The following is a 25808-nucleotide window of genomic DNA, read 5'->3' on the forward strand; positions in this document are numbered from 1 at the left end:
ATCAGTAACCTCCTGAAAGATTCAATGGTGGCAGCACGGTTCTAGCTGCGCGGACATCGTTGACGAGCTCCTTGCAGATTCGCGTGAGCAGCCGACTGGCACCGGCTCGTTTGAGTTTGGTTTCGATGGCTTGGATAAAGCCGCGGAGGGGAATCCCGATCAGCCGCCAGCGGCGAGGATTGGCATTCGGTTCCTCAGCATCAAGGGACAGACTGAGGGCCAAAAGTGATCGGACCTGATCGTCAGTCGGGTCGAAAACCAAACTGGGAACATTCACGACGGGCATAGTGACACCGTAGCCACATGCGGATCCGACCCCTGACGCCATGGCCAAATTGTAGAACCACTCCTGTTCCTCGGCTGACATGGCGACTTGAAGGGGGCTGCCGACCTCGGCAGCGATCAGCGCTTGTATTGCGTTCTGGAAGAACCGGGTGCTCTGTTCGAGTTCGCGCCTCATCTCCTTCGAATTCAGGTAGTGTGGCAGCAGCACCCCGGTCCCTGCGTGATCCGCCACCGAACGAAGAGATTCGACGCTGCCGACGACTCTCATGTTGAACTCGAGAAATGACTTTCGGATTAGCTTTAGTGAAAGCCCTCTGGTTCCGAGCACACCGGTCTTGAACTGGGAGTTGATACTTCCCTGATTTGTCGAAACGGCGGTGTTCCAACCCAGATACTTGAAGAAGCGAGACCTTGTCCCTTCGTCCGACGTAAGTTCTGTGAGCGGCTCCATCAACGGCCGCATGAGTTCGATCATCTCGAACGCAGGGCTGGTATAGCTCAGAAGATGTCGTTGATCGAAGTCTTGCCACGGGCGGTCGCGCTCGGCATCCTCCCAGGTCGCCAACGCATCCGTTCCACGACCTTCAGATAGGGTCGAATGCTCGAGAAACGCCTGCACGTGATGTCCGGCCCGTTTCTTGAACACGCTCACAAAACTCGCGCTAGCGATACCCGCCTTGTCCTTGAGCCTGAAGACAAACAACTCGCCTGGGATGTCTTCGATCGGTTGGGCGTTCCATCCCGTTTCGGTTGCAAACACGACTTTCGACGCCAGAACGGCTTCGTTCGTCGCACCGATGGCAGCGCATACCAGCTGCATTATCTGCTGGAACGACAAGCAATCGGCGCTCGGCAGGAATTCGCTAACGCCCATTTGCTGCCAGACGACCGGATCAGCCAGCACGGTCATCGCCTTATCGACTGCACGGCCATTGGTTCGGAGGCCAAGCTTGGAAAACTGAGATACTCTCGTTGCCTCCAGGCTTCGAACCTCAGCGCGCAAGACCGTCGCGACCGCACTGAACGCCTTCACTTCCGCCTTGGAGGCACCAACAAGCAACTGATCGTCTCGCGCAGGGGCCATAGCCTTAAAATAGCGGACGTTTGATCGAACGACCTCCATGGCAGCGTCACGAACGATTTCCATGGATCGACGCAGCCGTGGCGCTCCGGTAAGATGGGTTGCGCCCACGATATCGATGTCTGCAATTGTCTTTCCCTCGGTCGGGATATGTCCAAACTTCTTGTATCGCCGGCTGTAGTGAGGGTATGCCCGCCCCTTCAGCTCTGCGAGAAACTCGAAGAGATAGCCGCAATTTCGCATGAGGCTCGAAAGGGTTGGATGCGCAAACGCTCCAGATTTCCTTAGAAATGCTTCGCACTCGTCGATCACGGCCTTCACGACCGGCGCTTCGCAAGTCGTGTTCGGATCACCAGAAAGAGCAGTAAGAAGCGTGTCCGAGTAATTCGAAGGATTCGCCTTCAGGAAGGCCATGAGATACCGGAAACCCAATGACTTCGCGGTGCCGCGCGCGTTTCGTACCCCGCCGAATGCGGTGAGGTCGGTCAAGAAGGTCGCGCCAAGAAGCGAGCCGATCTCTTCGACGCTCATCGGGTCGATTGGTGGCTCCGCACCCTTGTTGTTTCTCAACCGATTTTGCCGTGGCGCCCTTTCCAGTTGGACTCCCCGGGGGAGCGCAGGATAATTGCCCTTGGCCTCCGCCAGCCATCGGAACACGCCGATGCCCTTGCGCGCATGTTCACGGGCGGCCCCTGCAGAGTACAAACCGGATCCAACGAGCCTTTTGTGTGAACGCTGAACAGCGTCGCGAAGCTCGTCCGTGTACAAATTTTGATCAGCGGCCGCCTTCGGATTGCGAAGGTGATCTCGGAGTCCGTGGAAGGATTCCTCCTCCTCTATGAATCCTAGGATTAGCCTGACACTTAGCTCGCGGGCCTTTCTCTTAATAGGCGACTTTATGCAGGACACATATTCCGCGACGTCGGCAGCAAGCTGCGGATACAATTCTTGAAATTCCTCTGCCTGCAGGGCGAGCGTCCTCGCGCCCGCAAACACATGTTTTGCGGTGTTCATGATCGGTTTCCTGATGTGGGTGATGGGACGGCCCGTTGGCCGCGAGAAGTTACGTCTTGGGCTCTGAGCTCGGATCAGTGCGTCCGACTTCGTCCCTATCCAAGTCGAGGTCCGCAGCCGGCCTCGGCCTTTTCGGCACGTTGAGAAGTCTTCGAGGGGGAGCATCCCCCTCGACGAATCCTGCGTGGAGCCTTTCGTCTAGTTCGCGTTCCCGCCGTTTTTTGACCGATTTCAAGAAGGACACGCGCTCGACGAGCTCGGTGGCAGGCTGCGAATCCTGCTTTTGGAGTTCCTCGATCGATCGGGCGAGCGACTTTATGGGCCCTATTCTTGCGATGTTCACCGGCGTTCCATCAGTTCCAGAGATAGGGGCGGCCAAGAGCTGTGCACGAGGATGACCGTGCTCAACGCGGCGGTCAGGGATTGGACTCGCGCCACCACTTCCAGCTGGCGACGGACCTTCTTCTTCCGTAACAAGTCGCCTTGGACGCCATCTCGGTCGCCAGCCATGCTCCAACCGGTCGGCACGGCGACTTTGACGCAATGCCTCCCACTCATTTTCCTCGATCCCGAGCCAGCCGCCTTCCCCTTTCCGGAGAATTTTCATAGCGCTCTCCCGACCGAATCCTACAGCTTCAAGGATTGAGAGATATCCTATGACGCGTCGATCAAGGGCCTCCGGCGATAGTTGGTAATCCGGAACGGAAGGATTTCCTTTCGCCGCACTCGCTATCATGGCATCGAAGGTCTGGTGACCAAACATCTTCGCCATAAGATGCCTCACTCCCACGCCAGGATCTACGCCTGTCTCCTTGATCGATGCCTTCAGAACGCGACGCAACCGTTTCACCACACCCTCGTCTCGAAACTCAATTGGCTCACCGACGGCCTGGATATGCGGTTCCTGAGGTTGATTACTTGGTCGTTCGGTGTTGAACCGCCACCATTTCCCGCAGTAAACCGTATTGACAACAATCTCGGCTTCCTCAAGAGAGAAGTCATTTTCCGAGAGGACTCGAACGTACTGGTGGTAGCGCTTTTCCCTTTCTGCGGCGCAAGCTTCGCCGTCGGGGATCGATGGATCAGCCAGACCAAGACGACCGTCCAACGCACTATAGTTCTCATGCCCGAACATCCTCGAGACGATAATCAAGGCATGGGTATACTTTAGGGTGTCTCCCCATTCCTCGACTATTCGCTGGAGCTTCCTCGCGAGCTGCTTTGGGATTCTGCCGGATTCAAAGTCGATTATCATAGGGTTCGCTCCTTAGTGGAGGAGCGAAGGCATCTTGAAAGAGGCTGGCAAGAACGGCTGCGGGAACCGTGTCGGAAATAGTTCAAATTACCGCTTAGAGGTCCCATTACACGCAACGCTGCCAGTCTGATAACTGCCATGCGTCTTAAGTGGCAACGCAACTGTGTTTGCCGGCAGCTCTGCACGTGGAAGTACTGGGCGATTAGGCGGAACGGATAGCGACTTCCGCCTAGTTCACAGGGGTTCGGCTCCATGCTTTCTCCAAATTGTCACAGGTTAGCAACCTCCCAGGCACCATGCATTGGGAGTGTCAGGACGACGAGGAATACCAAGGCTCGGGCGCACCATTCGGAGAGCGCACTGATTCGGCTCCTAGGATGACAAAGAGGCACTCGGCTCAATCAAGGCACGAGTTCTCTTCGTCCGCTCCTGGCGTCGTCATCGCAAAGTTAGTTGGGAAATCGCAGCAATAATCGATACTTAGCTGCAAGGCACGGGAGTGCCTTGGTTGCATAGAAAAATCGCTGGCGAAATGGAGAATATTACTTTACCAATGGCTCATGCCTGCCCTTTCTCAATGGCTGGGTTGCATATTCGGGCGGGTGCTTTTCCAGGGGACTCGCCCGAATCGTTTTCTCGAGGAGCAACCTAACAAGGAGTCCTCCTACTCACAAGTAGTAAGGCTCCCATACTATTCGGATTTTTACTGGAGATTTATTCCTTGTCCGATCCTGCCGCCGACCAGCTCGCGATCACTCTCGACATGCTGGAAAAGCAAATTCTGGAGAGAGAATCCGAACTTGCAGAATGGAGGGCCTTCCTCGTCGAAAGGGAGGCCGAGATCGCTCTCGGCAAGAAGCGTGCAGAGAACCTGCGGACCATGCTCGAGGAAATGCGTCAGTTTCGGCCTGCGGCAAAACCGCTCTCACTGGAAAAGTATCCCACTGCCCAACCCGGGCGGCCCGGCAAGCAATCCGAACAGATCAGGCAACTCGCCAAGGTGATTCTCCGGGAAGCCGGCAAGCCCATCATGCAGCTCGATTTGAAAGAGCGCATGGAGGCCAAAGGTCTTTTGCTGCAGACCGTCAATCCGGTCGACCTAATCCGTTCGGCACTCCGAAACCAGCCAGAGTTTCGTCATATTCGCTCGGAAGGCTGGACGCTCGTCAATCCGCCAGAGTGAGACATCGCTAAGTCGCGGACGAAGACGTCGGGCTTTACGCTCCATGTCATCCCCCGATCAGCGCAGTTTTGATCGACAGTATTTAATGGATCGCTGAATGCAGGGCTCTGAGAAATCTCGAACCATAGCGCTCCAGTTTTGTCTGCCCTATTCCAGATATCTCCAGCATCTCTTCCAAAACCTCAGGACGACGCGTGGCGAGGGCTATCAAGGTCGTGTCCGGAAAGACGACGTAGGGGGCCACGCCTAGCTCCCTGGATAGCTCAAGTCGCTCCTGGCGAAGAACCTCGAAGACTTCGCGATCCTCGGCAGAAAGTCCTGAGCGGGATAGAGAGTTTGAAGTGTCGCCGCGCGCTCGCGTGCTCCGGGTTACCAAGCGATCCCGTCGAAGCGTCACCACGCGCTCCTTCTTGAAGACCGCTGCGGCGGCCTCCTGCAGCTTCATGGCGCCGTACTCGTCGTGTTCAATCCTGATTAGGTTCAACGTGAGGAGCTGGCGGTATATCGATTGCCAAGATCCCGCGCTGAACTCCTTTCCAGCACCGAACACGGCAAGCTCTACGTGTCCAAACCTTTTCGTTTTCTCGGTCACCTTCCCAATCAGGACGTCAATGACATGACCCACCCCAAAGCGCTCTCCGGTCCTGTAGATCGCGGCCAGACCTTTGATCGCCGCGTCAGTGCCATCCCAGGTCTCGATCGGCTTCGTGCAGGTGTCACAGTTTCCGCACTGCCCTGGATGTTCCTCACCGAAATGTCCAAGTATTGATCGCCGACGACACGCTGTGGTTTCACATATGCCGACCAGAGCGTTTAGCTTGGCGCGTTCGATCCGTTTAACCTGGTCGCTTGAATCGCCTTCGTCGATCATCCGCCCGCGTTGGACGATATCCTGCATTCCGTAGACCATGAATGCCTCCGAAGGCAAACCGTCGCGCCCTGCCCTGCCCGTCTCCTGATAATAGCTCTCTACCGAAGACGGAAGATCAAGGTGGGCGACATAGCGGACATTGGGTTTGTTGATTCCCATGCCGAACGCGACTGTCGCCACTAGGCACAATCCCTCCTCCATACGGAAGGCATCCTGATTGGCGGTCTTCACGGCCGGATCTAGCTTTGCATGGTAATGCCTTGCGCGGATCCCATTTTCATTGAGCCATTCCGCAGTCTCCTCGACCTTCTTTCGGGACAAGCAGTAGACAATGCCGCTCTCGCCCTCGTGGCGCCGCAAGAAATCGAGAAGCTGAGTCCGAGGATTGCTGCGGGGGACGATCTCGTAGCTGATGTTCTTCCTGTCGAAGCTGTCGATGAAAATCTCGGGGGCGACGAGGTTGAGCAGGTTGACGATGTCCTGCTGCGTTCTCGGATCGGCGGTAGCGGTGAGCGCCACGATCGGCACGCTGGGGTACATCTCCTTCAGCCGACCTAGAGCTAGGTAATCCTTTCGGAAATTGTTCCCCCAGGCACTGATGCAATGCGCTTCGTCGACGGCAATCAGGGAAATCCCTCCATTGCCGAGCATCGAATCCAGGCTACCCGTCGCAATCCGCTCAGGCGTGACATAGAGGAGCTTCAGGTCTCCCGAACGAAGCTGCCGCTTCACGTCGATGGCGTCGTCCGAAGACTGCTCGGACCATAGAGCGCCCGCACAGACCCCTAACTCCCGCAACTCCTCAACCTGATCACGCATCAAAGCAACCAGAGGCGAAACCACTATCGCCGTGCCGTCGAGACACAAGGCCGGAAGCTGGTAGCACAGCGATTTCCCCTTCCCCGTTGGAAAGAGGACGAGAGTGTCGATGCCAGCGATGACGTTCCGGACTACGTCGCTTTGCATTCCCCGGAAATCCGGGTAGGCCCATACGCGCTGCAGCACGTCCAATGGATTCGATTTCGGCATGCGACGCGTGCGACCCGCCCCGTCAAACACGTTGTCAATCGAATGAGCCATTTCACCTGCCTGTCTTTGAGATCCGGCATTAGACCGGAATCGAGGATCTCCCGTAGAGTGTTTAGCACAGTCAAACGCGTCCGCCCCAGGACAGCGGCAGGAATTCCACTGGTTTGGCCATCGCATATCATCGGCCACGGTGGCATCGGCCAGAGTTCCACTCATTGAGCAAACTACCAAGTTGCAACTCGTCGCAGCATGAGGAAAGCTCGGCTCCCGTCCCGCAAATCGATTCGACATGAGGCCACATGCGCGACGCGCTAGTCCAGTTCATCGCCGACTCCTTCATCGCAAGCGCGGAGCGCGACGGATTCAATGGAACTCCAGCATCACTTCTACTAGAGGCTGTCCAAGACGAGCAAGCATTAAGGGATGCGCTGGGGGACATAGTGGGGAGCGGACAGATCACTGCGGTGTTTAGCAGCCAAGCAGAGAATATGCATATCAAGCGTTTCCCCGATCGCCCCGTCGTGGAGCAGCTCCAGATGTTGAAAACCGAACCTTTGGCAGGCACGTGCCTGTATCCGACAGCCGATGTGGTGAAGTCCCGAACCGATGTGTCGCTTTGGCAGGACCGCCCATTCACCCAGGATTTGCTTCTAGCAGCGCCCCAACTGGGTTACAGGGCCTTCGAATTGGGCGTTCTTGAGCGCTACGTGAACGACCCCCGGTATGTGATTCATTTCGCCGACTATATGGGCCGGATGTCGATTGGCGAGGAAGCGCATGCAGACAATCATCATCCCGACCGAGACAAGATCTACCTCAAAAGCTTCGGATTGGGCTTTGCCCCGGACCGTCGACCATTCGTCGTGGCATTCCTCCGCTATCTGGCAACACTGACGCCCCAGCATCAGCAATACTGGAACAGCTACACGGCCGACGGCGATATTAGAATGTCCGAGCCCTACTTCCGATCCAGCATCGAGGGGAACTTTTGGTCAAATCGATCAATCCGCAACGCGATTGTCGAGGAGATGCGCCTGATCCGGGAACTCAGCAAGGCGATATGGGGGAGCAGTCTATTTCGCGATCTGCCGGTGGGAGACGTTCCGATTGACCTTACGTCGTTCCTTCGTCCGACCAGGGAGAATTTTAACAGATTCGTGATGGCCCTGGACAAGATGTTGTCGGATTCAATCGACGTTCGGTTCTTCGAAGGCAAGGTCGCGTTGGAACGCGAAACCGAACGAAGGGATGGCAAGGTCGTAGTGTCGCGCAAAGGCACGCTTACCCTACTGGAAGAGTGGTTGGGGACAGAGGTATCCTGGTGGGATCCTCAGGCGTTCCGAGAGGTCGTCATCGAACCGCTGCGCGAGGTAAGGCGTCTTAGACAGAAGCCAGCTCACGGCTTCAGCAAAGATACATATTCGTCCGAGTTCGACGAGAAGCGCAAGAAACTGCTTTGGGCTGTCTTCAATAGCCTCTCCAACATCAGAGCTACGTTCTCCAGGCATTCTGACGCAGTTGCCGTTCAGATCCCAGCATGGCTCGACGGAGACGGGATCGATGTCTTCTGACATGAGACTCTAAACTGATGGGGTGGATGCCCCCGTCCGGCAGGCATCCACCCCATCAGTTCAAACCTCCAATGTCGCGACCACGAGGTCGATTTCAAAGGTTCTCGATATAGAGGCCAAACCTGCCCCGGTCCCGCTTCAGTTGCATCAATTGCATAGGCTCATGTTTTCTGGCGAGCATCGACAGTATCTCACGATCATCTTCGGTAGTGCCAAGTCCGAAGATGATCCCATCCAACTCCTCCATGCCAAAGAACTGGTCCTCGTATAGCTTGTCTTTATCGCGACCCGAACCCAAACTGATCCGCCATTCCTGCTCATAGGACCAGTGAATCGACTTGGTGTAGATGATCTTGTCGACTGCCATCCTCGATGTGATCAGCTTCCTCGCCGTTATGTGGTCGATAAGCTCCTCGTCCGTGAACAAATCGGGCAACTCGCTCACGTAATCGACTGGCTTTGCCATGAAGAACGGCGACTTCTTGTCAGCACTTTTGAACCTCAAGACTACCCCGCGATAGGAGTCAGCATAGTGCGCCCACATCGTCGGGATATCAGGGCGAACTGTTAGGCTAAGTATCTTCAAGTCCCGCAAGAGAGGTGCAGCGTCCACGTGCATACTCGGCAGCGACATCTGCATGGTGTCGAGCCACCCGTCGATCGAAATTGGAAGCTGGGTCTTGAACGCACGCTCCCTCTGATCAGCGGGGATCGATCTTGTCCACTCGAACACCGGGTGGAGCGTCGAATCCTCGGGCACGGTGTCGGACACAAATTGCTTCCAGCACGCCTTCAGCGCGGCTGTTTTTATAGCATCCCTGTTCGGCTTGAGTGGCAGGTCGAAATTCATGTCGAAGGGATCGTTCAGCATCGCGCTGCGTGACCACCTAAGGGTTCCGGCGTTGACAACGATCTTCGCTGTCTGCGTACTCATGTATTTGAAGAAATGCTTCCGATTGTTGAAGCTGAAATCAGGAGCATAGTCCACGGTTGCGTCGAAATCGGTGTAGATCATTGTTTGGTGAAAGTTCCCTTGCCGCAGTGACATTTGAGCGGTGCGGCTTGCTGTTTAGGATGTATGGAATGCTCCTGATCGCCGTCAAATTCCCTAAAATTGCCAAGGAATAGGCCAGTTATCTCATCGGTCAGGGCACAGGGATATGGAACAGCGCCATCGTCCAGCCAGAAGAGGTACCGGATGGACAATCGAAGCAGCAAGGGCATCGACGCAGGAGTGAGCAAAGGTCGGCTCAACACGTTGCTTATTGCGTCTTCTTGACCAAGCTGGCTCCGGGCTCGAGCAAGATGGCGTAGTTCAGGCACTTGATGAGGTGATGGAGCCTATGCACTTCACGAAAGAGCGCCAGCATCCGTCGCATGTAGTCCAACAGGAAGATCTCCTCCTTGCTGGCTCGCTCCATGCCTTCGAGCTTGGGATAGTAGGTGATCTTCTGAGTCACCTCATTGTAATCGATCTTCGCATGGGCAATTCCGTTCCTAAGCTTGTTATCGTGCGCAACAGGATCGAGGTCGAACCAGGAGTCATCGAGGAAGCGCGGCTTGTTTCCTAGCGGGACGTCAGCGTATGCCTCGAGATTTTCGGGCGCCTGATCCTTCCCCTTCGCAGTTACCCACACGCCACGCGCAAAGGCATCATGGTCTCCCCGCTTGAGCACGTTGTTCAACCCTGCGACGAGAACGAGTTGGCGACTGAGGATTTCCGCCATGTCCTTGTAAACTTCCTTGTATTCTTCGAAGTCGTTCGTGCTCACGCGCATGGGCACCTCGCCTTCGACGTAACTCATGTCGAGATCGAGAAAAAGTGCGGGCCGAAGCGGAAGCTCTGCGTGGAAGATCGGCTTGTAGATCTTCAGGCAGTCTCGCTGAAGATGAGCCAGATACTCGGTATCGGACAGTTTCTGCAGAAAGGCGCCCATCTCCTGCTTCTTGTTCTGGAGCAGATCCATCATTGTGTCCGTGAACTTCCTGGAGACGCCCTGGCTAGTGTCAGGCAGCGTGAAAGGAAGCACGAAGTGGCTCACTACTCGGTAGAGCGCAGCATTGATGTCCTCTAGGCGCTTGCTCTTGATCTCCACTTTGAAAGTTTTCCGGGCAAGCTCCGCAAATGGCCCATGGAAGCCATTATTGTACATTCCGATCAGCTTTATGACCTGCGGGTACTTTTTGTACTGCGCGTTAATCAGACCGAGTCGGTCGCGATGGAATGCTGCCTTCTCTGCACCGGAACGCATGCTTGCCTGCATGTAAGGTGTGTTGCCCATCACGTACTTGCCGAACACGACCGGGAAATCCAAATGGAGGTCGACGAAGTCGGTTTCCGGATTGAAGGGTTGTTCGCGAACAACCTCCGTTGCGCCAGTCACTCGGCGCTTGACCCCTTGGTTCAACTTCGGCGGCTTGCGCTTGTTCTTTGCCGACAGCATTGCGGCCAGGGCCATAGTATCAAGGCTGTCCCCGTCTTTGACGTCAAAGTTGATGCCGATCGCGTTACCGCAGCTTCTGCACGTGAACTTCAGCGGCTGGTAATCGCGATTGCTCATGCCGCAACGGCAGTTGGTGATGTTCGAACACTCGTCACATTGTACGGTCAGGTTGATGTTCATTTCGGCCGCATCCAAGTCGCTTCCACGTTATCTTCCAGCCTCGGAGGGCATGCCGGTGGATCCATCATTATTGGGAGAGGCATGATGGCATCGGCACCTACAATAAGGGCTTCCCCGTCCCGCAGGTTGGGAAGGAAAGATGCCGTCGGGCCATCTAGGGCACCGCTCGCGTTGATCACGACAGCTTGGTCACGCTCGTTGATGAGGCGATGCACGACAAACATACCCATCTGGGAGAGCACGTCTTCCGGTATGTCTCGGGGGCGCTGCGTGGCCAGGAGGCAGGTGAGGCCGTACTTCCGACCTTCCTTGGCAATCACGCCAAATGCATCGAGGTAGATCCGATTATTGTCGTCCCCTACGCTCTTACTGAGAAACTGATGGGCCTCGTCGATCGCCACGACAAGCGGAACCTTCTGGAAGCGAGCCGCCCTGGCCCTTCCGAGCAGGTAGCGGCCGATCGCATTCACCACTAGCTCCCGGGTGTTGTGTTCGAACGCCAAGTAGCGCATCGAGACGCGCAGAACCCCGACCTTGTCGTCGGCAAGGAATTCCTCGATGACCTTGGTCAGATCAGTCATGTACTTGGGCGGTGAAAAAATCGGTGCGAGATGCTGAGATTTCTGATGCGTTGTGATCCGCATGCACAGGGTCACGCAACTGTCGAAGGAGAACTGATGACGGTTGCCCCAATGGTTCTTCTCCCCGATCGGCTGGACACATTCGGCGAATACCTGCTCGACGAGATGGCGAACATCGAAGTAGGCGGATTCGGCATGCAGCGCCCGATCGTGGGTGACGATGGCGCGGTTGATTTCCTTCTTTGGACGACCCTCTTTCAGCAGGATCTGAGAGCCCTCCTCCAGCAGACCGGGCTCTATCTCCACGAGCTTCAGGCTCTGGATCGCATCTCTCAGCTTGGGAGCCTGGATCCCGGGACTGGGTTGCAGAAAGGCGAACAGGTCCATCTCGCTCAAGTGGAAGTATGGAAAGGAGACAAATTCCCTCTTATCGTCTGCGCCGTCACGGACGCCGCCGAGATGAACGTGTCGCACACCATCCTTCAGCGTATGGTACTCGCCTGTCGGATCGAGGAGGATCACCTTTCCTTTTCGAGCAGCTATTTCTTCGACGAGCCGCGCCGTGGACCAGCTCTTGCCGCCGCCTGTTGAGCCAAGCACCGCACAGTGCCGACCGAAGATTGAGATAGGTGGAAGCGCCAGCCGTGTTTCAGGTGCGCCGCTGAGATGTCCAAGGTCCACCAGGTCGCGTTGGCCACCCTGCGTCGAGATGATAGCGTGGCGGATGAAATCCGGATGCGCGAGATAGACGTAGTCGCCGACACGTGGCGCCTCACCGATCCCCCGGCTCGAGCGGTACGTATTTAGGTCGACCGATCCGAGAAGGCGGATGTTGCCGATAGGGTTTGGCACCTCGTCGCCGTCGGTTCGTTCCGGCTCGACGGAAAGCCTGTCGCGGTCGGGAAGCTGGATCTCGGTGATCCGGCCAATGATTGCGCTTCCGAAGGATTCAATCACGACGAACTCGCCAACCTGTCCCCGAGTTACGCGGTGTCCTGCGTATTGAGACGGCGCGACTTCGGTCGCGAATGGGAAATTTACCCGCACTCCCAATGGACTTACGCGGGCGACGGAGCCGAGGTATCGAGACCGTTCGAATGGATAGGTCGGGAGCCCGTCAGCCATTGAGGTTGCCGATCGCTCGGACCCGTTCAGCGTGACGTTCGAGTTCCGTTTCAGCGATCACGTCGGGGACGACGGGAACAACTTCCTCGAACTTGGCCGCAATGAGTGCGAGCCTAGCATCACCACCGTCGATGAGCGACGAAATGGCAGCGAGATACGCGTTGCCATCAGCACCGCTGGCTTCTTCGATGTCCGGATTCACGACAATCACATTGAGTGAGAGATTGGCCCGGATGGCAGCGAGGATGGGCTCGGCAATGTGCTTGTCGTTGAACCCGAATCCTATCACCAGCAAGGTCGTATTCGACGCGCGCAGCCCGCCTTGAAGTGCGCCCATCATCTCAATGTAAGGCTGGCTGAAGGCCATTTCGTACTTGTTGGAGCGCGGATAGATCAGAAGCGGGGAAACGCTGCCGGGCCTCCTTGAAACGTGGCCCGACTTTTCATTCAATTCCCAATCGATCGATCCATGGAGCTTGTAAAGGTGAAACAGGTTCTCGATGAAGTCGGACTTCTCTTCCCCCACTGATCGACGCACAACGTCGTAGGTGAATTGCGCGGGGTCGAAGACGTCGTCGCTGCCGAAGGCAAATCCATCGACGACAACGAAGCCTGTTAGACGGGCCGCCCGCTCGAAACAGAGGTCGTAGTTCGTTGTGAATATCTTGGTACGAGCCCTTCGAGCCGAGCGCCTGGCGACGCGTCGAAGGAAGGCTTCGTGAACTGGAAGCAAGGTCGAACCCTTGAGGAAATCGACCTTCTGCCTGATCACGCTCTCTGCAACGGTCAGCAGTTCTTTGAGAGCCGCAGCCGTGTCTTTCTGCAAGAACTCTACGGCCAGCGTCGCCCTTGACATCAAGTGCTCGAGATCCTGCGTATCTTCCGCGACGTTTGCCAAGCTGGCAAACGTCTTCCACCTCGTGCCCGCTTCCGCATTCTTGGCTTTGTCGATTTCGGCAAATGCGGCTTTGAGGCCGTCCAGAAGCTGCGCCATAGTCGGAGCCGCCCTTGCGCCGTTCTCGGTCACGCAGAGCGACGTACCAAGCCCGGTGAGGACAATCAGATTCTGCGCCCTGACTGCTGCCGAAAGCACACGCCGAATGTCGGCCAAACCCGCGTCGGGTCCGTCGTCGGCAGCAGCACTGACCGAGAGCCAGTTGCCGCCACCGTGCGAACTTTTGATCTTCAAGATGATTCTCCCCCGCTTCGTGGAGAGTTTGCCGAATGGGGTGTTGATTGCAATCGCTTTTCGAGCGCTCGCATCAAAGTAGCATTGAGATCTAGCGTAGGTATTGCGGCTAGGCGCTGAGGCCACGTAAGCCAACCCAATGTTGGACCCGCATAGTTAGCTTTCCGTCCTAGTAGGAAAGACCTCGACAGGTCCTTTCCCATTCATATGATGGGATTGGGTATGGGGAGATTCCGATGAGGTTTGTTCTGTGGTTGGTTGCGATGGCGGTCGTAGCCATCGGGGCATTTTTATTACGCGATCAAGTCGCCAATTTTCGGTATGAGTATTATGCGGCAGTCGCCATCTTGATGCTTGCCGTGAGCGGAACATTCTGGGCATCGACCGCCGTTGACCGCATAGTTCAACCTGCAAGCGGCGACTCCCGCCACATCTTCACCTTCCTCTTCATCGTCGCCTTTATCCTTATCGGTGCGGCAACTGTGTTTGGATTGCATACAGAGTGGGAAGGCAAAAACCTCGGCACACTCGGTGACTTTCTCGGCGGAACACTGAATCCGATCCTGACGTTCCTCAGCTTTATCGCTTTGCTACTGACAATTGTCCTTCAGCAGCGGGAAATACACTCGGCTAAGGATGACGCCCGCAGCCTGAAAATCGAGCGCATCCAAGATCGAACTCGTGCTGAAAAGCAACAGTTCGAGAATACGTTCTTTCAGATGCTCAACTATCACAATTCAATCGTAAACTCGATTGACATATGGAAGGGACAAACGAAGGGAACGTTACGCGGTCGTGAATGCTTTAAATATTACTTTGACGTGATGAAAGCAGAGTACGACAGAGTCGATATGGTTGAAGAGCGCCAGCGTGCACTCCATGCCTATGAGTCGAAAGTATGGGAGACGTTCCAAAAGGATTTGGCACACTACTATCGATTTCTGTACAATCTCATCCGCTTCGTGAAGCAAAGCAAAGCCGTTTCGAAAACAAAATACATCCGAATACTACGGGCGCAGATTTCCGACTTCGAAATGTCTATGCTTTTTTACAATGGCCTGACGCACGATGGCGAGCGATTTAAAGAGTATATTGAGTTCTTTACGCTATTCGACAACCTGCCAAACAACGTTCTTTTGAATCCCAGGCATCGCACATTTTACATTGAGGGTGCCTTCAACGAATCTGTGCCGAAGCAGCCACTGTCGTTTAATGATGTGGACCCCGAGGATGAAATGGCCGCAAGCGCTGCTGAATAATCAATGCTGCGCCTAGCAGATCGATTTCCACGTGCGTCACAGGCAGATACCAAGGCTAGTGGAAATTCCGGCTCCTAATCTTGAGCGTATCGATGTGCAAATCCCGGACGAAGATGTCCCTCGCCTCCAGCACTGGCCGCGGTCGATCCCGTGAATCCGGGCTTCCGGACGCCCCATGCGCGAACTCGTCTCCCCTGCCCGTCGGGATCCGGACGTCTATATCGAGATCAGCCAGTGCGGACAGGTCTCCCGATAGATCGAATAGCTGCTGCGCAACGAGGTGGACGACATCGCCCTCGCGTTGAATCTTGCCGTTGATGGCCATCATGCTCGATCCCAAAACTACCCGGCGCCGCTTCTCGAACAACGAAGGCCACACAACGACGTTCGCTGGTCCGGTTTCATCCTCGATGGTGATGAACATGACGCCCTTGGCGCTGCCCGGTTTCTGGCGGACGAGAACCAATCCTGCTGTCATCAGCCACCTCCCATCTCGGCCGTTCATGGCCTCGGCACAGGTCACGATGCTCCGCTTTTCCAAGTCGCGGCGGAGGAATGCGACCGGATGCTCTCGCAGGGTCAGCCCGACGTGGCCGTAGTCCTCGACTACGTTGTGACCGTCGGTCATCTGCCGAAGCTCGACTGCAGGTTCCTGCTGCTCGACGATAACCCTCTCCTCCCGCTCGGCAGCTGCCGCAAACAGCGGCAGTGGCTCGTCGCGAAGTGCTTTGATAGCCCACAGGGCATCGCGTCGCTGGTGTCCGAAAGAAGGTCGAAAGGCATCGGCCTCGGCGAGCTGGACGAGGGCTTCGGTCGGAACGTTCGACCGCCTCCACATGTCGTCGACGCTTTCGAAGTCCCTGTTCATGCGTGCAGCGACGATCCTTGCGACATCGGCGACGGGAAGCCCCTTTATCAGCCGCATCCCGAGCCTGACGGCGTGTCGGTCGGTATTGCCGATGCGCTCCAGCGTGCAGTCCCATCGCGATCGGTTGACGCAGATCGGCCTGACTTCGACCCCGTGATTGCGGGCGTCGCCGACGATCTGCGCCGGAGCGTAAAAGCCCATTGGTTGGGAATTCAGCAGGGCGGCGCAGAACACGTCGGGAAAGTGACATTTGATGTAGTTCGAAGCGTAGGCGATGAGTGCGAAGGATGCCGCGTGACTTTCCGGAAAGCCGTAACTGCCGAAGCCCTCGAGCTGGGAGAAGGTCTTCTCCGCAAATTCCGGCGTGTAGCCGTTCTTCACCATCCCACTCACCAGCTTGTCCTTGAACCGGGAGACGCCGCCCGTGAACTTGAAGGTGGCCATCGACTTGCGGAGCTGGTCCGCCTCGCCACCGCTGAAGCCCGCGCAGACCATCGCCACACGCATTGCGGATTCCTGAAACAGCGGGACACCCAGCGTCTTCTTGAGGACGGCCTCCAGCTCGGGCGTCGGGTACTCCTCCTTTTCCTTTCCTTCGCGCCGGCGCAAATAAGGGTGAACCATATTCCCTTGAATCGGGCCGGGCCTGACGATCGCGACCTGGATCACGAGGTCATAAAACGTCTTCGGCTTCAGGCGCGGCAGCATGGACATCTGTGCGCGGCTCTCGATCTGGAACGTCCCGAGGGTGTCCGCCTTTCGGATCATCGCATAGGTCGCCGCATCTTCCTGCTTGATGGCGGCGAGGTCGAGATCCTCGTCCTTGTGCTCGCGGATCAGATCGAAGGCCTTGCTCATGCAGGTGAGCATACCCAACGCCAGCACGTCCACCTTCATGAACTTCAACGCCTCGACGTCGTCCTTGTCCCACTCGATGATCTGCCGATCGGCCATGCTCGCAGGCTCGATGGGCACTAGATCGTCCAGGCGATCATGCGTCAGGACGAAGCCGCCCGGATGCTGGCCGAGGTGGCGCGGCGCTCCCATGAGCTGTTGCGCAAGCTTCAATGTCAGGACGAGACGGCGGTCCTCGGGATTGAGGTTCAGCTCGCGGACGTTCCGGTCGCTGACCTCCTCGGACCACGACCACATGCCACTGGACAGAGCCTTGATCACGTCTTCCGGGAGCCCGAGTGCCTTACCCACATCGCGGATCGCTCCCTTGGCGCGGTAGCGTGTCACGGTTGCGCATAGTGCCGCCTTCTCGCGAGTGTAAGTCTTGTAGATCCACTGAATGACCTCCTCGCGGCGCTCGTGCTCGAAGTCGACGTCGATGTCCGGCGGCTCGTCACGCTCCTGGGAAACGAAACGCTCGAAAAGAAGATCGTTGGTCGACGGGTCGATGCTCGTGATGCCGAGGATGTAGCACACCGCCGAATTCGCGGCGGATCCGCGGCCTTGGCATAGAATTCCCTGACTGCGCGCGAACTTGACGATGCTGAAGACGGTCAAGAAGTATGGCGCATACTTCATCTTCTGGATGAGGTCGAGCTCGTGCCGGACGGTCTTCAGTACATCCGGCGGCAAGCCTTCGGGATATCGGTTCGGCACGCATTCCCACAGGTAGTGCTCAAGGGATTCCTGCGCGCTCTTCCCCGGCACGATAGCCTCCTCCGGATATTGATAGGTGAGCTCCTCGAGCGAAAACTTGCAGCGATCGACGATCTCCATCGTTCGCCGGAGTGCTTCAGCGTAGCGAGGAAACAGGCGCTCCATCTCCTCGGGAGGCTTCAGATATCTGTCCGCGTGGCGCTCGCGTTCAAACCCGACCTCGTCGATGGTCGTCTTGTTGCGGATGCAGGTGACGATGTCCTGAAGCTGCCGCCTGCCCGGCTCGTGGAAGAGCACATCGTTGGTGACGACTGTCCTCACCCTGAACTTCGTGGCCATGTTGGAGAGTTCGTGGAGGCGCATCTGGTCGTTCGGGCGGCGACGAAGGCAGAGCGACAGGTAAGCGCGGTCGCCAAAGATCTCCGACATCTTCCTGAGTTGGACGGCACAGGTTTCGTCCGGGAGATCCGGCACGAGGATCCCGAGCATGCCTTCTGCGTAGAGAGCAACATCGTCCAGATGCAGGATGCAGTGATTTTTCCCGCCCCTGCTCTTCCCCAACGTGATCAGGCGCGTGAGACGGGAATAGGCGGCACGGTCGGTCGGATAGACGAGGATGGACATGCCGTCCTGGAGATCCAATCGACAGCCTACGACGAGGCGGATACCCGTGGATCGAGAGGCTTCCAGGGCGCGGATAATCCCGGCGAGCGAGTTCCGGTCGACCACACCTACGGCTTCGATGCCTAACAGCTTGGCGGTCTCGAACAGCTCCTGCGCGGAACTCGCACCGCGCAGGAAGCTGAAGTGGCTGGTGACTTGAAGCTCCGCGTACCGCATCAGCCGAAGATCCCGTGCATGAACCAGCGATGGTTTCCCGTTTCAGGATCGATCCCGTCACCGGATCTGTAGACCCACAACCGCTCGCCCGCCTCGTCTTCGATCACGAAATAGTCGCGGACTGCCGCCATCTCTGAAGTGCGTTCCCACCATTCGCCGAAAATGCGTTCAGGACCGTCCGCGGCCTTCACCTTGCGACGTTTTCCACGCCACATTATCCAGGCAGGCGGATGGTCAGGCATCAGCGCCATGACATCGACCTGTTCCGGTCTAGCCAATAGGCGGACAGGACGACGCCAGTGATTGATCCACGATCCCTCTTCCGTGTCCGTCGCGGCGCCGATCCTCTTCACCGACCGCTCCGGAACGTCGGAGGCAACAGGGGCCACGCGGTAGACGCGCGCTCCGCGGTTGCCGAAGATGTCGATCAGGGGCGTTACGTCGATGACTTCTTCTTCGACCAGGGCTGACGCCTTCTGCGTCTCCTCGAGCGACTCCACCATGACAGCGACCAGCGTTATCCTTTCGATGCCATATCCCGGCTCGATGTTCTCGGTTCTGTCCTTGAAGAGCTTGGTGAGCCACGCGACATCACGCGCAGGCTTTGCGGTCCCAGCTCTTATGGCTTGCCGGGTGCCGTCGACCTTCTCGATGAGGAGGTCGGTGCGCCGGACGCCGAGGCCCTTCTTCTGAAGCTCTTCCACCAACTGGGTGACCAATCGAGCGACGTATTTGTTGATCGTCTCCGCGGCACCAATAGGCTCTGCGAATGCCCGGCTGACCTCAACGATGTCGGCGGTGCGAATGGGTTCTATCGGCTCCGGCTTGCGGCCGAACATCTGGTCGAGGCGGCGACCGACTTCTGGCCCAAAGCGAAGCGTCAGCGGTGCCCGAGGCGTATTCGCGAGCTCGCCGATGTTCTTGAAGCCAAGCATCCTCAGATCGCCGACGATCTTGTCCGGTAGCCGCAAGAGAGATAGCGGCAGCTTCTCGACGGCTCGGACAGTCTCGCCTCGCGGAACGATGACGGTCTCGCGGGTGATGGCTCGAGCGCAGGCATTTGCAGCACCCCATGTGTCGGCGATGGCGACCCTCGCCGTCAGGCCCTTGGCTCGGAATTGGTTGGCGATCCGAGCCAGCATCGGCTCCTCGCCGCCCTGCAGGTGGTCGGCGCCTTCTGTGTCCATAACGATCCCGTCGAGACCGTCGACAGCAACGATCGGCGAATATTGGGTCAGCGCCCAGTAGGTGATCCGCTCGAGTGCTGCCGCATCTGCAACAGGATCCGCGTCAATCATCGTGAGGCCTCGGAACAGCGCCTGCGCTTTGGCAGCCTGCATTCCGACGCGGACGCCAGCCTTCCGCGCGGCGGCATCGGCGGCCGACACCCAGCGCTTTGATCCCGACCTGGCAATCACGGCAATCGCCTGGTCAGGCGGAATGGACGGATCGGCCCGACGTATTCGATCGGTCGCCAGATCCGCCAGATATATGGATACGACCCGTGTCATCGCAGGCTCCAATTTCAAACTCAGCACACTGGCCCGCACGCGATCTCATCAACTCCAACAGCCACCTGGGCCGCCCGACCCCAGGCACCGGAAGTTCTTCGGACGGCCTGACACTCACCCTCCATCGTGTGGTCGATGCTGTAGGCTGACCGAAATCGTTTGCCTCGGCCTGCCGCCGCCATCGTCTGACCGCCAGCGCCATTGTTCCTGTTTTCTCCGCAGCCAGCTGCAGTCGACGCGACGCGACCATCGGAAGCCGCACGATCTCGCCAACGACAGCACCCAAGCCGCCAAACGCCAAGGCGTCCTCCATGTTCGCCAGCACCTCCTCTTCCTTGTCGGTCTCGACGAAGATCACGCGTTCCGCCTTCAGCCCGACCTGGGCCAAAGCCGGAAAAAACAGATCCGGTCTGGTCACGCACCAGACGATCGGCCCCGTCGTTCGAGTGGCAATCCCGGCAACGAACAACGCCGCGGCGGCCCCGTCGACTGTCCCTGCGCCGCCTCCCGCAAATTCATGGAGAGCGCCATGGGCAAGTCCGCCTCCCGGAAGAACCGCATCGATCTCCGGCACACCGAACGCCAAGCATCCGGCCTTCTTTACCGCGTGCGTTTCGATGGCGCTGATGCGCTCCCGAAGATCGGCAATGACATGTGCGCGGACAGCGGACATCGATCACGAATCCTGTTCAGATCGCGTTGAGACTGACGACTTCATGCCGTTCAAACGGTGATGTTCTTCTTCTGTTCCTTTCGGAGCGAGGAGTCAATACGTCCAAAGATAGGAATATGGTCCCACAATATGAGGATTATCGAAAATTGTTTCGATGAATCAGAGACGTAGGCGAATGTCGTAAGTTACCGGCTTTATTGAAATAAATTTGGCCGCCAGTGGAAGCATTGCGTTTACTGGCGTGCGAGACTAATGACGCTGCCGAGCATCAAGGAGCTACCGTTGCCCGGAAAGCCAAAGAGACCCCTCGACCTTTCCTCCACCCTCCGTCAGGTGCGCGATCCGATCATTGAAGTCGAGTGTCGCGCCTGCGGCCGGACGGGCAGCTACGTCCGTGCCGAACTTGTCAAGAAGCACGGCGCAAGTGTCACGTTCGGTAGACTCCGCAGGATGTCTGCTCTGGGATGCGAGCGACTGGTGGACGCCTCCGGTGATCGGTGCGGGACAAGCTTCCCGTGTCTAACCGACCAAGCCTCTTGACGCGACGAGGGTGACCCTTCGCTACAGCTTCAAGCTCTCGCCACAGGTTCCCATCCGGTGTGGTTCAGCTGACCTCGACGCGGAATGCTTCCGAGATATGGGCCTACTTGCCTACGATCTCCTTCCAATCGTCGGTCATGCTGACAACATGAAATCCAAACTGTTTTGCGGCATCGAGTGAGTAGCTGTCGGACTCTGAGTATGCGAACTCGCGCTCAGCATCGTCGTGATTGATCAAGATTTGGAAGCTCGGGCCATCCCTGTCCCTAGACCAACGCATCATAGCGATGTCACCCCGGCCACCTTCGTTGCCGCCGACAAAGACCGGACGTTTGCCGATAGCAAGGTTGAGCGTCACGGGCTTGCCTTCCTTATCGTTCAGGTGGCCGATCTTACCCGTATAAACGAGGACGGTTCTTCCATCGCGCTCGCCCAGCTTCGTTTCAAGCCAGGTTCCCATGACGTGTTCCGGCGGAATACCGAACATTTCCTCGGAAATCTCTCGCGTGAATAGTACCGGGCTGCCGCTGCAGATGTAGACTGTGAAGCCACTCTTCTTCAGCAGCTCAATGAGTTCACGCATCGGTTTGTAGGTCGTCTTGGTGTATGGGACCCCAAACTTCTCGGAGATGGCCTTTTCCAGCATCGGCCGGACGTTAGCCGCGACCTCCTCCGTGGTTTTCCCATCCGTCGCAGCAGCGATGATGTCTGCCTGTCCGTCCTCCCCTAGCGCGACGACCGTCTTCAGATCGCCTCTCAACAACGCGGCGACGGCTGGCCGAGCGCCCAGCGATGGGTTCTTTGCGACGTTCGCCTTTATGTCCGCGAGGACCGGAATGACGGCGATCGGCATCGGATGCTCGGGTGTCAGGGTGCCATCCATGTCGAACGCAGCGATCCGATCGTCCATCGGAACGAAGTCGGCCCCGCCCTCTGTTGAAGCCTTAGTGACAAACTCGACGATGGCCCTCTTTGTTGCGGTGTCGTTCCATAAAGGCAGAGCATCTGTTTGGGCAAATGCTTGGGTGGAGATGATGATGGCGAAAATCATCGGGCACCCGGAGAGCGACAAACCTCTCCAGGTGCCATTCCAGGAGAACCGCGTTGATTGAGCAGACATTTATGCCTCCTGACGAATACGCCCCAAATCTATCGGTTATTTGGACGACTCGAAATCACCCGGCTTCCAGGTTCCGTCGAAAGCGGCGGGTTGCGGACCATAAATCCGAAAATAGACGAACCAACCCTTTCCCGGCGTCGTCTTGATCCAGCGGCCTTCGTGTCCGGCAGGTGCGTCGGGACCAAAATATAGATCGACAGTTTCGCCCTTGAGGTCCTTGAGTTCGAACAGGGATCGCAAGGCGGCCTTTGCCTGGTCGGTTTGTATCTGACTGCGCGTCTCGGCATCATAAACAGTCACCGACCAGAAGAGGCGGTTGGGCACGGGAAGCGGAACGCTGAGTTTGTAACTCTTGCCGCCGTCGAGGTAGTCGCCGCCTTTATCGCGAAGCCCAAGCCAGTAGAGGGAGCCGGCGGCGGGATCGCGTCGAAACATGGCGGGAGACGTGGCAATCGCCTGATAGAACCATTTGTCGGCGGCATGGGTATCCCGATAATCCGCCGTATCCCACGTCCCGTTCTCGAAGCGCAATGCGGCCCACTGCCATTGGCGGTCGGGCCACACCATCCGGTCCGGGCGCTGATCCGCAAAGGATTCGACACGCATCTGCGCCGACCCCTGCTTGGCCGCCCGTTCGAGAATGCCCTTCATTCGCTCGTCCGGATTAAAAGGGTGTCCCTTGATGATGCCAAGTGCAGCCAGATCGCCGTAGTGCGTCCGCTCATCCTGTAGCGGCGGTTCGGCGTCTACGATGTCATGGAGCATCTGCCAGTATTCCAGCGTGTCCTCGATCTTCGTCGGTGTCTGATCCTGCGGCATCGGCGTCTGGTCTATCCATGTCGGCTCTTTCCAGTCGATCGTGCTATCCAGTGGATGGACCTTGATGGTCTGGAGACGTTTGATCGCTCCTTGCACGTCGCCTGCCTCAGGCAGAGCGCGCATCCCCGCTATCACCTGGAACGACGTTGCCCGAGCGACATAGTAGCCATCCGGGACATTCCCTTCGTATCCGGGCGGTAGAAGCAGGTGCTTTCCACCTTTGCCACCGTCCGGGCCAGGAACGCCCATATCTGCTACCCAGCGCTGGTTGATATCGAGGACAGCACCCAGAAGCGGACCAGGCGGTAGTTCGATGACCAGCGGACCGACATTGAGATCAAGGAGCATGCCGCCGTAGGGCGTGTCGGAGTTCAAGGTAAAGCCGACGTGGCGGGGCTGGGTGTCCATATACCCAAACACCTTGTTCGGCTGCACACCGAGCCGTTTCATCTCCCGGAAGATCGCCGCACTGGACACCGTCGGATAGAAGAACCGGTAGGCGTGGATTGCGCGGTTGAGGTCGGTCTCATCGGCGGCTTTCTGCACTGTTGCCGCCGTGGGATAGCCTCCCTTGAACTCGTAGTCCTGCGCCATGGAAGGCCCAGCCCATGAGGCCGCGGCCACGGCGAAGAGGGCCAGCAGTCCGATTGTGCGATGTGTCGATGTCATATCGTCTGCTCCATTTTCAATGGCCACCGCGAGGTGGCTCGGACGAGGCGTCTTGTCAGTCCGTCTGTGCAGGTACGCCGTCCAGTGATCGTTGCACGGTCGTGAACATGAGGGTTGCGCCGCCCAGGTAGACTGCCACGAATAGCCCTTGTCCGAGCAACCAGGTGTTTTTGCCGATCGTGATCGGCGAATAGTAGTAACCGGGCCAGATGGTGTCGAAGACGAAGTAACCGGGATAGCCGACGGCGAATACGCCAAGAAGACCAACGACACACAGCCAGAGAGCCGCTGGATTTGGAACGGCACTCATCGGTGAAAAGCGCGCGGCCAACATTTGCGCCAGTCCGAGCGCGACCATACCCAGCCCGCCCGCCTGCACCGCGGCGACAGAGAGTGTCCACGGGCAGGCCCACCAGAGCGTGATATTCTGCATGAACAACTCGCCCGTCGGCCAGCGTGCCCCGACGCAATAATGGGCCACAATCCCAAAGGTCAGGAAGACTCCGAACAGAAAGAGGCCAAGGCCCCACTTGACGAACCGCGTGCCTAAGGTCATCCGCGCCTCCCGGCTACCGAGCCGAAACCTTCTCCGCGTCCGGCAAGGTCCATGCCTTTTCGAAGAATTCCTTCTTCGGGCCGTAGACGCGGACCATCAGCTCGAACTCGCGTAGCGGATCGGTGGGAACCCAGTTCGACTCCTTGCCCGCTGGGGCCTGCGGTCCGAAGTAAAGGTCGACTGAACCGTCAGCGTTTTTCTGGACATCGGCCGCATTTGAGGCGCGGCTGGCCCGCTCCATGTTTCGGACCAAACCGTGCGTCTGCCGATCGTAAACCGTGACGGACCAGTATTGGTCCACAGGAGCATTGGGCGGAACCGTCAGCTTGTACGTCTGCGCGCCATCCAGAGCATCGCCAGACTTGTCCTTTGCAGTGAGGAGATAGAACTGCCCAGTCCCAAGCCGTTTAATACCGATGTAGCCAAGCGTGTAGATCACGGCTCGCGCGTCCGTCGGGTAGGCGTCCGGCAGGGCATATCCAGCCTGCGCGGCCTTGGCCAGTTCAGGAATTGCCGCGGGCCGCCAGTGGGTGCCTTCGTAGAAGGACGTCCATCCCGCTTCGTACTTGGCGTCGAGCCAGGCCTTCGCCTCTACGGCGGCGGCATCGAGCTGGAAGCGGGTTTCGGCATCCGGTTTGAAAGGCTTGCCCTTCTCGATGCCGAGCGTGCGCAACGGATCGATCATCGCGTCATCGCGAGCGATCCACGGCTCGTTCTGAACAATGCGATTGAGATGCTCGAAGAAGGTCGAGTCGAAGCGGATCGTGGAGTCGAACAGGACATCCTTCACATCGGTGAAGATCGTCGGCGGCGGGTTGTCTGCCTGCGCCAGTGGGTAGACCTTGATCTTCTTGCCGTATTCAATGGATTTCGCGACGTCGGCGTCGCTGTGGCTTGCCAAATTCGAGCGCAGCAGCGCGTAGCCGCCGAACGTATCGGATTGCAATGCGCTGAAACCCTCAGGCACTTTTCCGGAATAGCCGGGTGGCAAGATCACAAACTTGCCGCCCGCGCCCTTGTCGACGCCCAACAGCCCGACATCTTCGAGCGGCATCTGCCAAGCGGTGACGATGTTGCCATTCAGCGACCCGCCGTTTGCTGGCGGAACCTCGATCACCATGGGCCCGTTCCGCGTATCGAAGAACGTCATCAGGTAGAGCGTGTCGGGATTAGGCGTCAGCGTCTGGTTCATCCAGTCGAGTGCCTTGCCCCAATAGATCACCTCGCCGGGCTTGCCCTTGGTCTTGGTCAACATCTCCTGCAGCATGAGGTCGTAGTTGACCGCGGGCATGCCCCAGATGACTGCTTCGACCGCCCTGCGGTAGAGGGCACGATCGTGGAGTTCATCGGCGGTGAAGCCTTGAGCTCGGGCGGTGCTTGGCCACGAGAACAGGCCTCCATTCCCTAACGTTGTCGTCAGCGTGAATGCGAAAGCAAGAGCAACAAGTCGTCTACGCATCAAACGTCTCCATTTTTGCCCGTGTTCACGGAAAGAAACTCCACATCGAGAAGACAGCTGGCGGCGGCGGCGGGG

At 57.6% G+C, this 25808-nt stretch carries 17 protein-coding genes; 3 read left to right on the plus strand and 14 right to left on the minus strand.

Annotated elements, in window-relative coordinates:
- Position 1 precedes the first annotated feature (1 nt).
- On the minus strand, positions 2–2380 hold the full coding sequence (locus J5286_RS14925; RefSeq protein WP_209191082.1) for a hypothetical protein: 2379 nt from the start codon (positions 2378–2380) through the stop codon (positions 2–4).
- A 49-nt stretch (positions 2381–2429) separates the two neighbouring features.
- Entirely contained in the window at positions 2430–3635 is a 1206-nt protein-coding gene (locus J5286_RS14930) for a hypothetical protein (RefSeq protein WP_209191084.1), read from the minus strand.
- Between the two features lie 721 nt (positions 3636–4356).
- Between J5286_RS14930 and J5286_RS14935 the strand changes: the two genes are divergently transcribed.
- The gene (locus J5286_RS14935; protein ID WP_209191086.1) at positions 4357–4818 is read left to right on the plus strand and encodes a hypothetical protein; all 462 of its coding nucleotides are present in this window, start codon (positions 4357–4359) and stop codon (positions 4816–4818) included.
- Positions 4819–4900: 82 nt separating this feature from the next.
- Here the strand turns inward: J5286_RS14935 and recQ are convergent, their stop codons facing one another.
- The gene (gene recQ / locus J5286_RS14940) at positions 4901–6718 is read right to left on the minus strand and encodes a DNA helicase RecQ (RefSeq protein ID WP_245206137.1); all 1818 of its coding nucleotides are present in this window, start codon (positions 6716–6718) and stop codon (positions 4901–4903) included.
- 299 nt (positions 6719–7017) lie between these two features.
- Between recQ and J5286_RS14945 the strand changes: the two genes are divergently transcribed.
- Positions 7018–8289 carry a hypothetical protein gene (locus J5286_RS14945; RefSeq protein WP_209191090.1) on the plus strand — a complete coding sequence of 424 codons (1272 nt, stop codon included), beginning with the start codon at positions 7018–7020 and terminating at the stop codon, positions 8287–8289.
- A gap of 94 nt (positions 8290–8383) precedes the next feature.
- Here J5286_RS14945 and J5286_RS14950 read toward each other — a convergent pair whose 3' ends face one another.
- The 4 genes from J5286_RS14950 to J5286_RS14965 form a co-directional block, all read right to left on the minus strand.
- Complete coding sequence (locus J5286_RS14950; protein ID WP_209191092.1) at positions 8384–9304, minus strand: DUF2971 domain-containing protein; 921 nt, start codon at positions 9302–9304, stop codon at positions 8384–8386.
- Between the two features lie 247 nt (positions 9305–9551).
- Positions 9552–10913 (minus strand): hypothetical protein, encoded by a 1362-nt coding sequence (locus tag J5286_RS14955; protein WP_209191094.1) that lies wholly within the window; start codon positions 10911–10913, stop codon positions 9552–9554.
- Positions 10910–12451, minus strand: coding sequence for an ATP-binding protein (locus J5286_RS14960; protein ID WP_348529270.1), 1542 nt, complete (start codon positions 12449–12451; stop codon positions 10910–10912). The genes J5286_RS14955 and J5286_RS14960 overlap by 4 nt, the downstream gene beginning before the upstream one ends.
- Before the next feature lie 160 nt (positions 12452–12611).
- Positions 12612–13808 carry an SIR2 family protein gene (locus tag J5286_RS14965; protein WP_209191098.1) on the minus strand — a complete coding sequence of 399 codons (1197 nt, stop codon included), beginning with the start codon at positions 13806–13808 and terminating at the stop codon, positions 12612–12614.
- 236 nt (positions 13809–14044) lie between these two features.
- On the opposite strand from J5286_RS14965, the gene J5286_RS14970 reads away from it, so the two are divergent.
- Entirely contained in the window at positions 14045–15067 is a 1023-nt protein-coding gene (locus J5286_RS14970) for a putative phage abortive infection protein (protein WP_209191100.1), read from the plus strand.
- Between the two features lie 55 nt (positions 15068–15122).
- Here the strand turns inward: J5286_RS14970 and J5286_RS14975 are convergent, their stop codons facing one another.
- The 7 genes from J5286_RS14975 to J5286_RS15005 form a co-directional block, all read right to left on the minus strand.
- Positions 15123–18386 carry an error-prone DNA polymerase gene (locus J5286_RS14975; protein WP_209191101.1) on the minus strand — a complete coding sequence of 1088 codons (3264 nt, stop codon included), beginning with the start codon at positions 18384–18386 and terminating at the stop codon, positions 15123–15125.
- A complete protein-coding gene (locus J5286_RS14980; RefSeq protein ID WP_209191103.1) occupies positions 18386–19897 on the minus strand; it encodes a Y-family DNA polymerase in 1512 nt (503 codons plus the stop codon). Before J5286_RS14980 ends, J5286_RS14975 begins: the two co-directional genes overlap by 1 nt.
- On the minus strand, positions 19818–20570 hold the full coding sequence (locus J5286_RS14985; protein WP_209191105.1) for an ImuA family protein: 753 nt from the start codon (positions 20568–20570) through the stop codon (positions 19818–19820). The genes J5286_RS14980 and J5286_RS14985 overlap by 80 nt, the downstream gene beginning before the upstream one ends.
- Positions 20571–21213: 643 nt before the next feature.
- Positions 21214–22230, minus strand: coding sequence for an HAD family hydrolase (locus tag J5286_RS14990; RefSeq protein ID WP_209191107.1), 1017 nt, complete (start codon positions 22228–22230; stop codon positions 21214–21216).
- 36 nt (positions 22231–22266) lie between these two features.
- Positions 22267–23718: a DUF1254 domain-containing protein gene (locus J5286_RS14995; protein WP_209191108.1), complete on the minus strand. Its 1452-nt coding sequence runs from the start codon at positions 23716–23718 to the stop codon at positions 22267–22269.
- Positions 23719–23773: 55 nt separating this feature from the next.
- Entirely contained in the window at positions 23774–24274 is a 501-nt protein-coding gene (locus J5286_RS15000) for a hypothetical protein (RefSeq protein ID WP_209191109.1), read from the minus strand.
- Between the two features lie 13 nt (positions 24275–24287).
- On the minus strand, positions 24288–25733 hold the full coding sequence (locus J5286_RS15005) for a DUF1254 domain-containing protein (protein WP_209191110.1): 1446 nt from the start codon (positions 25731–25733) through the stop codon (positions 24288–24290).
- Positions 25734–25808 lie beyond the last annotated feature (75 nt).

Source organism: Rhizobium sp. 16-488-2b, from assembly GCF_017741815.1.
Taxonomy (GTDB): domain Bacteria; phylum Pseudomonadota; class Alphaproteobacteria; order Rhizobiales; family Rhizobiaceae; genus Rhizobium.

What these genes read in the sequence shown, in the direction of transcription:
- J5286_RS14955 (WP_209191094.1), bottom strand. Translation starts at nt 10,913, where the DNA reads ATGAACATCAACCTGACCGTACAATGTGACGAGTGTTCGAACATCACC.
- J5286_RS15005 (WP_209191110.1), bottom strand. Translation starts at nt 25,733, where the DNA reads ATGCGTAGACGACTTGTTGCTCTTGCTTTCGCATTCACGCTGACGACA.
- J5286_RS14995 (WP_209191108.1), bottom strand. Translation starts at nt 23,718, where the DNA reads ATGACATCGACACATCGCACAATCGGACTGCTGGCCCTCTTCGCCGTG.
- J5286_RS14930 (WP_209191084.1), bottom strand. Translation starts at nt 3,635, where the DNA reads ATGATAATCGACTTTGAATCCGGCAGAATCCCAAAGCAGCTCGCGAGG.
- J5286_RS15000 (WP_209191109.1), bottom strand. Translation starts at nt 24,274, where the DNA reads ATGACCTTAGGCACGCGGTTCGTCAAGTGGGGCCTTGGCCTCTTTCTG.
- J5286_RS14970 (WP_209191100.1), top strand. Translation starts at nt 14,045, where the DNA reads ATGAGGTTTGTTCTGTGGTTGGTTGCGATGGCGGTCGTAGCCATCGGG.
- J5286_RS14950 (WP_209191092.1), bottom strand. Translation starts at nt 9,304, where the DNA reads ATGATCTACACCGATTTCGACGCAACCGTGGACTATGCTCCTGATTTC.
- J5286_RS14975 (WP_209191101.1), bottom strand. Translation starts at nt 18,386, where the DNA reads ATGCGGTACGCGGAGCTTCAAGTCACCAGCCACTTCAGCTTCCTGCGC.
- J5286_RS14945 (WP_209191090.1), top strand. Translation starts at nt 7,018, where the DNA reads ATGCGCGACGCGCTAGTCCAGTTCATCGCCGACTCCTTCATCGCAAGC.
- J5286_RS14980 (WP_209191103.1), bottom strand. Translation starts at nt 19,897, where the DNA reads ATGACACGGGTCGTATCCATATATCTGGCGGATCTGGCGACCGATCGA.
- J5286_RS14925 (WP_209191082.1), bottom strand. Translation starts at nt 2,380, where the DNA reads ATGAACACCGCAAAACATGTGTTTGCGGGCGCGAGGACGCTCGCCCTG.
- J5286_RS14990 (WP_209191107.1), bottom strand. Translation starts at nt 22,230, where the DNA reads ATGTCTGCTCAATCAACGCGGTTCTCCTGGAATGGCACCTGGAGAGGT.
- J5286_RS14985 (WP_209191105.1), bottom strand. Translation starts at nt 20,570, where the DNA reads ATGTCCGCTGTCCGCGCACATGTCATTGCCGATCTTCGGGAGCGCATC.
- recQ (WP_245206137.1), bottom strand. Translation starts at nt 6,718, where the DNA reads ATGCCGAAATCGAATCCATTGGACGTGCTGCAGCGCGTATGGGCCTAC.